10 protein-coding genes and 1 tRNA gene are annotated in these 6,200 nt (G+C 73.1%); 4 read left to right on the plus strand and 7 right to left on the minus strand.

All coding sequences use genetic code 11. The annotated features are described in order from the left end of the window. Window positions 1–66: 66 nt before the first annotated feature. Window positions 67–441, minus strand: coding sequence for a prepilin-type N-terminal cleavage/methylation domain-containing protein (locus tag E6J59_17340; GenBank protein TMB17155.1), 375 nt, complete (start codon window positions 439–441; stop codon window positions 67–69). 389 nt (window positions 442–830) lie between these two features. Here E6J59_17340 and E6J59_17345 point away from each other — a divergent pair, with 389 nt between their 5' ends. Beyond that, a complete protein-coding gene (locus E6J59_17345; GenBank protein ID TMB17147.1) occupies window positions 831–1,211 on the plus strand; it encodes a methylglyoxal synthase in 381 nt (126 codons plus the stop codon). 87 nt (window positions 1,212–1,298) lie between these two features. Here the strand turns inward: E6J59_17345 and E6J59_17350 are convergent. Next, window positions 1,299–1,371: transfer RNA gene (locus E6J59_17350), tRNA-Arg, on the minus strand. 369 nt (window positions 1,372–1,740) lie between these two features. Here E6J59_17350 and E6J59_17355 point away from each other — a divergent pair. Then, complete coding sequence (locus E6J59_17355) at window positions 1,741–2,307, plus strand: hypothetical protein (GenBank protein TMB17148.1); 567 nt, start codon at window positions 1,741–1,743, stop codon at window positions 2,305–2,307. Window positions 2,308–2,354: 47 nt separating this feature from the next. Then, a complete protein-coding gene (locus tag E6J59_17360; GenBank protein ID TMB17149.1) occupies window positions 2,355–2,684 on the plus strand; it encodes a gamma-glutamylcyclotransferase in 330 nt (109 codons plus the stop codon). On the opposite strand, the gene E6J59_17365 is transcribed toward E6J59_17360, so the two are convergent. Genes E6J59_17365 through E6J59_17380 form a run of 4 tightly spaced genes read right to left on the minus strand, consistent with a single transcriptional unit; the run spans window position 2,674 to window position 4,819 of the window. Continuing rightward, entirely contained in the window at window positions 2,674–3,348 is a 675-nt protein-coding gene (locus tag E6J59_17365; protein ID TMB17156.1) for a uracil-DNA glycosylase, read from the minus strand. The two genes, E6J59_17360 and E6J59_17365, sit on opposite strands and share 11 nt — an antisense overlap. 14 nt (window positions 3,349–3,362) lie before the next feature. After that, a complete protein-coding gene (locus E6J59_17370; GenBank protein TMB17150.1) occupies window positions 3,363–3,833 on the minus strand; it encodes a hypothetical protein in 471 nt (156 codons plus the stop codon). Window positions 3,834–3,878: 45 nt separating this feature from the next. Next, window positions 3,879–4,238, minus strand: coding sequence for a hypothetical protein (locus E6J59_17375; protein TMB17151.1), 360 nt, complete (start codon window positions 4,236–4,238; stop codon window positions 3,879–3,881). Beyond that, the gene (locus E6J59_17380) at window positions 4,235–4,819 is read right to left on the minus strand and encodes a hypothetical protein (GenBank protein TMB17152.1); all 585 of its coding nucleotides are present in this window, start codon (window positions 4,817–4,819) and stop codon (window positions 4,235–4,237) included. Before E6J59_17380 ends, E6J59_17375 begins: the two co-directional genes overlap by 4 nt. Before the next feature lie 45 nt (window positions 4,820–4,864). On the opposite strand from E6J59_17380, the gene E6J59_17385 reads away from it, so the two are divergent. Further along, entirely contained in the window at window positions 4,865–5,650 is a 786-nt protein-coding gene (locus tag E6J59_17385; protein ID TMB17153.1) for a hypothetical protein, read from the plus strand. Window positions 5,651–5,737: 87 nt separating this feature from the next. Here E6J59_17385 and E6J59_17390 read toward each other — a convergent pair. Beyond that, window positions 5,738–6,200, minus strand: a 463-nt coding sequence (locus E6J59_17390) for a chromosomal replication initiator protein DnaA (GenBank protein ID TMB17154.1), incomplete at its 5' end; no start/stop codon positions are given.

The raw sequence follows: 6,200 nt of genomic DNA on the forward strand, positions 1-6,200 counted from the left end.
AAAGAAACGCGACGGGGGACGGACCGAGATCCGTCCCCCGTCGAATGCAAGCGACTCAGACGAGACTTACGAGCAGACCAGGTTCGGGGTCCCGGCGGCCGGGTTGCTCGTCCAGGTGCAGCCGGTCGTGTAGCTCATGCTCGGGTGGGTCGTGGTGACCGTGAAGTTGGTCGCCGTGCCCGTCGAGTTGCAGACCACGCCGCCCGATTGGTTGAAGCCCGGCAGCGTGCTGCACGCGCCCGAGGCGTACGTGTTGTTGTCCACGAAGTACGCCTCCTGGGCGGTGGCCGCGTTGCGGGCATCGGCCGCCACGCGGGCGTTGAAGCCGCGCGAGCGATACGCGGCGAACTGCGGGATCGCGATGGCGGCCAGGATGCCGATGATAGCCACCACGACGAGCAGCTCGATCAGCGTGAAGCCCTTGGACTTCCTCCTCTTGATCCTCGAAACCTTGCTCATTCTCTCCCCCTTTTGGCTGGATGGGCTGTTCTGTCTCGACGCGTCGAGACGCCCGTTCTCCGGTGCGCTGAAGCAAGCGAGGTGCCACGCGGGCGATCGCGACGCGCCGGGGGCGGAGAGGGGAAAAGGACACCGATTCACGGCAAGAACGGGCGGGGCCGAGAAGCCATCCCGCGTACACGCGCGTCCCGCGATCGGCACGAAACTGACGGGCGGCGGCATTCCATCAGTCACGCCGCGCAAGGCGCATGTCGCGCGCCAGCTGCAAGCGGCGCCTCGGGCCTGCGGGGCGCGGGGAGGCGCCGACGGGAATCGAGTGACTTGCCTCAGCGCCGGGTGAAGCATAGAGCTCTTCACGCCTTGCCCGAAACATGCGACGTCTCCGCATCATCCTGATCGCCCACGACGGCAAGAAGGCCGACCTCCTGGAGTGGGCGCGGTTCAATGCCGGCACGCTCTCCCGCCACGAGCTCATCGTGACGGCGGCAACGGGGGAGGCGATCCGGGAGATTCCCGGCTTCACGGTGCGTACGCTGCTGCACGGCCCGGCCGGCGGCGACGCCCAGGCGGGCGCCCTGATCGCCACCGGCGAAGCCGACGTTCTCGTCTTCTTCTGGGAGCCCCTCGAGGTCCAGCCGCACGACGTCGATGTGAAGGCGCTGCTGCGTCTCGCTGTCCTGCACAACGTGCCGACCGCCTGCAATCGCGCCACGGCGGACTACCTGATCTCGTCGCCGCTCTTCGGGACCTGAGCCGCAACGGGATGGACGAGATTTGAGCCAGCACCCGTAGCGCGGGACGAGCCGGGGGCCGACGGCCTCACCCGGGCGGGCGTGAAGTGCCCCCGGCGCGAATCGAACGCGCGGCCTGTCGCTTAGGAGGCGACCGCTCTATCCACTGAGCTACGGGGGCCGGTCCCCCCCCTATACCATGCGCCCGGCTCGCCACCCACGCTTCGCCGCCCGTGGGGTGGTGGCCTTCCCGGGCCTTCTTGCTGCAGTGTGTCGTACGTGGAAAGCTTTATCGCGCCAAGGGTTGCAGACGTGCCGCGCCGGCGTGACACTTCGACTGCCGCGGTGCGTCGTTAAACGAGCGATCGACCGAGACTTTTTTTCCCTCGCCCCCCTTTCAGGGGATACCCATCGCATGGTTTCGTGCTATGGCTTCGCGCAATTCTCACACTTCAACAGACGGTCGCGTCCCGACACTGCTGACCCGGTTCGCTCCGGATCTCGTTCGGGCCAGGCGCAGCCACCGTCCGCGCGCAGTGGGAGGTTGGGCATGTTCGATTTCGTGGAGCCGCGCGTTCGACGCGTCGTCGCCGAACAGCTCGGCGTGAACATCGAGGAACTCACCCCCGACGTTTCGCTCACCGACGATCTCGCGGCCGACTCGCTCGATCTGCTCGAGCTGACGCTCGCGCTCGAGACGGAATTCGGCATTGTCGTCTCGGAGTCCGCTCTCGAGCGGGTGCGTACGTACGACGATCTCAAGGGCACGGTGCTCGCGCTCCTGCGCCAGCGCCACGAGACGGAGATCCGGGCCAGCGAGGCGCCGTTCCGCGCCTGGGCGCGCGTGGTCTCGCCGCGCGGCGAGGCGGGCGGCGAGATCCAGCGCGCGGGCTGGCTCACTCCCTACACCGCCCAGACAATCGCCGAGGACGCGGTGCGTGCCGGGCGCGGCGCGCGCCTCGAGGTGGCGGTTCCGTCGGACCTGGGCGACGCGAGTCTCGCCGAGCTGCAGGACACATTCGCCTGGCTCGGTGAGCGTGGCGTGCAGGTGAGCGTCCGGCGCGATCAGCACCTCGGTCCCATCGGGCAGCGCGTCGGCCGGCCGCACGCCGCCTGAGCGTGCGCGCGCCGAGCGCTTGAGGCAGCCGACCGTCCACCTCTATCATGCCCGCCATGGGCGGCGTGGCTCTCTTCGTCTACGGCACGCTGAAGGACGACGGGCGCCTCGAGGATCTGACGGGCCGGCGCTTTCGCCGCCGGCGCGCCACGCTCGAGGGCTTCGCGCGCGTCCTCGGCGCGCACGGCTACCCGACGATCGTGCCGCAGGCGGACGGCCGGGTCGAGGGCGTCCTGGTCGAGTACGTGGACGCGGCTTCCCTGGCGGCGCTCGACGCCTACGAGGACGAGGGGCGCCTCTACGCCCGCCGACCGGCCGAGGTTCTCGCGGACGGCGAGCGCGTCGCGTGCGAGGTGTACGTGAGCCTCACGCCGTGACCAGCGCCCGCGCGCGGGCGAGCACCGCGTCGAGCATCGGCCGCGTGAGCTTCCCCGTGAACGTGTTCTGCTGGCTCGGGTGGTACGAGGAGACGAGCACGAGCCCCGACGCCAGGCGATGCTCCGCGCCGTGCGCGAAGCGCGGCAGCGGACAGGGCAGCGCCGTGCCGCGCGCGCGCTCGGCGGCGAGGAAGCCGTCGTGCGCCACCTTGCCGAGCGCGACGACGACCCGGAGCCGGGAGAGGCGCGCGAGCTCCTCCAGCAGGTAGCGACGGCAGGTCGCGATCTCACGCGGCGAGGGACGGTTCGCGGGCGGCGCGCAGCGCACCACCGCGGTGACGAACGCGTCGGTCAGCGTGAGCCCGTCGTCACGATCGCGCGCCAGGGGCTGGCTGGCGAAGCCGGCGCGATGGAGCGCGGCGTAGAGCCAGTTGCCGCTCTCGTCGCCGGTGAACATACGCCCGGTGCGGTTGGCCCCGTGCGCGGCCGGGGCGAGCCCGACGAGCAGGAGCCGCGCCGCCGGATCGCCGAACCCGGGCACGGGACGCGCCCAGTACGTCCAGGCGCGGAAGCGCGCCACCCTCTCGCGGCCCACCCGCTCGCGATGCTCCACGAGACGCGGGCAGAGCCGGCAGCGCGTCAGGCGCCGCTCGAGCCGAAGCAGCGCCTGAGAGACTCTCACTCCGCGCAGAGGACGCCGGCGGTGAGGAAGAGCGTGTGCGTCTCACGGACCGTGCCGGCCCAGACCGGCCCGTCGCCCGCAGGCTCGACCGCACGCACCGTGATCGCCGGGCGCACGGGCGTGCTGGCGTCGGGTGGTGCGTAGTCGCCGGGATAGCGGAAGGCGGTCTCGAGCCGATCGCCCGCGCGCAGCCGCTCCGCGGGCACCGGATCCATGCCGAGGCGGTAGAAGACGTGCCCGCGCGCCACCACCGCAGCGTGCCCCGAGTCGAGCACCACGCGGACGAGCGGAACCGGGCCCGCCTGCACGACCTTGATGAGCTGGCGGAAGCCGAGCTGGCCGGAGGGGAGCCGCGTCAGCACGGCGAAGCCCTTGTTCGGCGTCTCGCGCATGGCGACCGGGCCCTCGGCGCTCTCGACCATGCAGTCGCCCGCGAGGCCGCGCGGGGCCGAGCTCGTCTCGGACACGGACCGGAAATAGACCCGGGTCCGCCAGCCGCGCAAGCGTCGGCGTCAGCGCTGCATGGGCAGCGTGAGCTGGCGGCGGTCGCGCGGGCGGGCCCCGGGCTTCCGCTCCGGCCCCGTGCGCCGCCCCGTGCGCACCATGCGGACGGCGTCCTCCAGACCGACGCCGGTCGCGCGGCAAAAGCGCTGGAGCGCGGCGCCCAGCGCGAGCAGCTCCGCATCGCCGCCCCAGAGCACGGTCATGCCCTTCACACGCCGCCAGCTCGGCACGAGCGTGCCGCGCAGCCAGCGGCGCACGACCGAGGGCGTGACGTGCAGCGCGCGCGCCATCTCCGTCACCCCGAGGGCGTGCACGGTGCGCACCGCGCTCAGGTACTGGGGCACGGTGACGATCGACGCACCCGTCACGCGCCCTCCACCCGGCGGGCGGCGCGCCGGCGCCCGAGGCCGCCGACCCGCCGCTCGACCAGCGCGTCCGCACGCGCGAGCAGCGCGTCGTTCGGCGTGTAGCGCTCGATCATGTAGGAGAGGTCGCCGAGGTCGTGAATGAGGAGCTGGATCGCCCGCTCGCGCCACTCGGGACTCTTCACCACCTTCATCATGTCGACCACCACGTCCTCCAGCTCGGAGGCCTCGATGTCTATCGCCATCTCGAAGGCGCGCTCGAGGCTCACGCCGCCGCGCGCCTCGCGCAGGTAAGCGACGAGGAGCGAGCGCAATCGGGTCGCGGTGGTGGGATCGAACCAGACGCGTGCCTTCGCGGCACGGCGGGGATCGGCCTCGAGTATGCCCTCGACGAGCGCGAGCGCGCCGCAGTGCCCGGCCTCGTGCCGCGCCATGCCGAACCAGAAGTTCCGCACCTCGGCCGGGCGCGGGAAGGCCTTCACGAACCCGACGTAGAGCGCCATCGTCTTCTTCTCGAGCTCGATGGCGGTCTCGAGGACCTCGCGGATGGTCGTGCGCCGGGCGCGGGGCCGGACGGCGGGCATCGCCGCTTCCCTTAGCAAAGGGCTCGCCCGATTGTAAAAAGAGCCGTGCACGAGGGCCTCGTGACCGAGCTGGAGAGCGCCGTCGCCGACGCCGGGGCGCTGGTCGTGCGCGCCCAGAAGTACCGCCGCGGCGCTGGACCGGAGGGCGCGGCGCTCCTCGCCGCGGCGCTCGCGCTCGGGGACGAGGCGCGCCGCCTCCATCGCCGCGACGCGCTCGACGCGAGGGCCGCCGCGCACCTCCTGGCCGAGGCGCGCGCGCTCGGGGCGCGGCTCCGAGCGCTCCTCGCCGAGGTGCGCGCCGGTCGAGACTACCGCGCCGCGGTGGGGGCGCACCGCGCGGGCGAGGGGACGGTGCTCGTTCGGCTGTTGCCGGCCATCTTCGCCGGGCTCGAGCCCGCGCCGGCGCCCGGCGATCTCTTCACGGCGCTCGCCTGGCTCCGGCGCGGTCGGCTCCGCCCGGCCGAGGACTTGGCCGCCGAGGTGCTCGCCGCCCGCACGGAGGGACTCGCGGGGGAGGGCGACGACCTCTCGCCGGGCGCCGACGCCGAGCTGCCCGCCGTGACGCTCCGGAGCGACGCGCCGCCCGACGAGCCGCTCGTGCTCCGCCTGCCCGCGGCCGCCCTTCCCTCCCCGCTTCTCCGCCTGGTCGAGAGCGGCGAGTACCTCGTCCACGCCGCCCGCCTGCCGGCGCCCTTCACGCTCCGCCTCGCCGCGCGGCTCGCGACCGACGAGGACCTCCGCGTCGCGCTCGCGCCGACCGACTACGCGCGCTGGCGCGACGGGGTCGCACGCGCGCTCGCCGCCGCCGGCGTGCCGGTCGAAGCGAGCTGACACACCCGGGGGCGCGCGGCGGAGCCGCGTGCCCCCCGGGAGAGACGCCCGCGCGACGCTCTGCGTGTCTCGGCGCCCGCCCGCAGGTCAGGCGCGCAGGCGGGCGCGCAGCACCGATGCGGCCTCGCGCAGCGTCGCGTCCCTCTCCAGCCGGCGCTCGATCGCGCCGAGCGCGTGCACGACGGTCGAGTGGTCGCGGCCGCCGAGCTCGGCGCCGATCTTGCCGAGCGGCACGTCGGTGTGCTGGCGGCAGAGGTACATGGCGAGCTGGCGCGGGACGGCGAGCCGGGCCGTGCGCCGCGGGCCCGAGAGGTCGTCGCGGCTCAGGCGGTAGTGCTGGCACACCTCGGCGATGATGCGTTGGAGGCTCGGCCCGCGGCGCGCGACGGGTGAGGGGCCGAGGGCCTCGCGCACCAGCGCCAGGTCGATCGCGCGGCCCGAGAGCGAGGCGTACGCCTCGACGCGAGTGAGCGCGCCCTCGAGCTCGCGCACGTTGGCACACCACTCCTCGGCGAGGTAGCCGCCCACCTCCTGCGCGAAGCTAACCCCG

It is taken from the genome of Deltaproteobacteria bacterium (assembly GCA_005879795.1).
In the GTDB taxonomy this organism is placed as follows: Bacteria; Desulfobacterota; Binatia; order DP-6; family DP-6; genus DP-6.

Excerpts from the sequence above, each read along its gene's own strand:
- E6J59_17345 (TMB17147.1), top strand. The coding sequence starts at position 831 with ATGCGACGTCTCCGCATCATCCTGATCGCCCACGACGGCAAGAAGGCC.
- E6J59_17360 (TMB17149.1), top strand. The coding sequence starts at position 2,355 with ATGCCCGCCATGGGCGGCGTGGCTCTCTTCGTCTACGGCACGCTGAAG.
- E6J59_17380 (TMB17152.1), bottom strand. The coding sequence starts at position 4,819 with ATGCCCGCCGTCCGGCCCCGCGCCCGGCGCACGACCATCCGCGAGGTC.
- E6J59_17355 (TMB17148.1), top strand. The coding sequence starts at position 1,741 with ATGTTCGATTTCGTGGAGCCGCGCGTTCGACGCGTCGTCGCCGAACAG.